Genomic DNA, 1,738 nt, shown 5'->3' with positions numbered 1-1,738 from the left:
GGAACGCCAGCTCTCCAGTTCGAGCGATTCCTACCGATTGGATTTCAGGCACAGGCAAACCGATCARTGTAATGCTTTGTTTGCCCGCAAGCGGTGCTGCTGCTGCGAGGCGATCCGGATGATCATGGTTGCCCGCGATGATGGCAACATGACGTTGTCCACCATCAGCGAGACGCGCAATACTTTCATAGAAAAGCTGTTCAGCAGCTGCCGGAGGATTCACACTGTCATAGATGTCTCCTGCGATTAAGACCAAATCAATCTCTTGGTCTTCTACGATTCCTACTAGCTCGTCCACAAAAGCAGACTGCTCCTCCAGACGGCTTCGCCCTTCCAGCGTTCGGCCAAAATGCCAGTCACCCGTGTGCAAAATTCGCATTCTTCATCCTCCACCTTACATTTCGAGCAGCTTCGCTCCATCAAAGAAATACAGAAACTTTCCATGAACTGGACGTTTCCAAATATGTTCCACGGCACGTGTATAGAGAGAAATTTGCTTCTCATACCGCAGCTTCAGCTCCATATCACTGTTGCCTTTCACCGCATCTGTTTTATAATCAACCAGTACCAGTCCCAGCTCATCCTCAAACAAACAATCGATGACTCCTTGAATCAATACCGTTTCACCGCTCGTTGAACGATCTGTTCCCGTATAAACCTCGTCTGCTTGCAGCCCATAGCTGAAGGGCACCTCGCGTTGTACATGCCTTGCCTGAAGCATCCGCTTTCCAACCTCAGTCTCGAAAAAGCGCAGTACAACTGGAATATCCACCACTTCACCTTGCTCAGCGGTTAACGTTTGCTTATTCAGCATTTCTTGCAGCGTCCCCCGGATACTCTCCTCAGTGGGCACTTCCTGCAAGGAGAGATTTTGCATGACGGCGTGGACAACCGTTCCTTTTTCCGCTGCTGACAGCTTCTTCTCTTCCATAAATTTAGGCCTGCGCCAAATCATGGACCTTTCGTTCCCCGAAGGCGACGTCGTCGCTCCCTGAGCTATGATTTCCGTTGCGATCGGCATTTCCATCTCATCCGCGATTCGATTCAGCTCCGACAGACGCTTCATTTCGGAAACCGTCGTTTTCGCAAAAAGCTTAGGTGCTTCAGGGTACGAATACGACCATGACAGCCGGTCATCTAACCATTCCTGCCACTCACCCGTCGTCGTTACGGCCTCAATCCGGCGAATGCTGTCCATTCGATCTCCATCAGGGGTCAAGTTGTGTTCTTCCAACGCTTCATCCGTTAGCAAGCTTTCCGGCTTGATGACCGTCAGTTTCCATGCCGAAGGATCATCCAATAATCGCATCCCGGAAGAACCTTCGCTAATTCCCAAACGTTCTCTCCAGAGACTGGCGTGAGGATGCCGAAGCAGGGCTGGACCTACCCAATCGAGATAGCTTTTGGCTTTCGCCAGTTCAAAATCAGGCAAATACCATTCCGTTCTGGACAGATGCCTGCCCCATCCGCGCAAGAGCTTATCCAATGATTTGACAGTGCCCAGCAAATAAAGCTTTTCTCTAGCTCTTGTCAACGCTACATAAAGCACCCGCATTTCTTCCGCAAGCAGCTCCAGCTTCATCCTTCTTTTAATCGCAAGGGAAGGTAGAGTTGGATAGCTTACACGTAGTGTTGTGTCTACAAACCGCGGGCCGAATCCGAGCTCTTTATGCAGAAGAAATGAATCATTCAGATCGCGCTGGTTAAACATTTTGGCCATACCAGCAACGAATACGAC

The 1,738-nt window shown here is 50.0% G+C and carries 2 protein-coding genes; both read right to left on the bottom strand.

Features of this window, described 5'->3' with window-relative positions:
• Positions 1-379: exonuclease subunit SbcD (gene sbcD / locus AC1DUA_RS36375; RefSeq protein WP_477504362.1), on the bottom strand; the 379-nt coding region annotated here is incomplete at its 3' end.
• Positions 380-394: 15 nt separating this feature from the next.
• Positions 395-1,738: PD-(D/E)XK nuclease family protein (locus AC1DUA_RS36370; protein WP_477504361.1), on the bottom strand; the 1,344-nt coding region annotated here is incomplete at its 5' end.

Source organism: Paenibacillus sp. 01T422, assembly GCF_056398785.1.
This window is presented reverse-complemented; position numbering and strand designations above follow the sequence as displayed.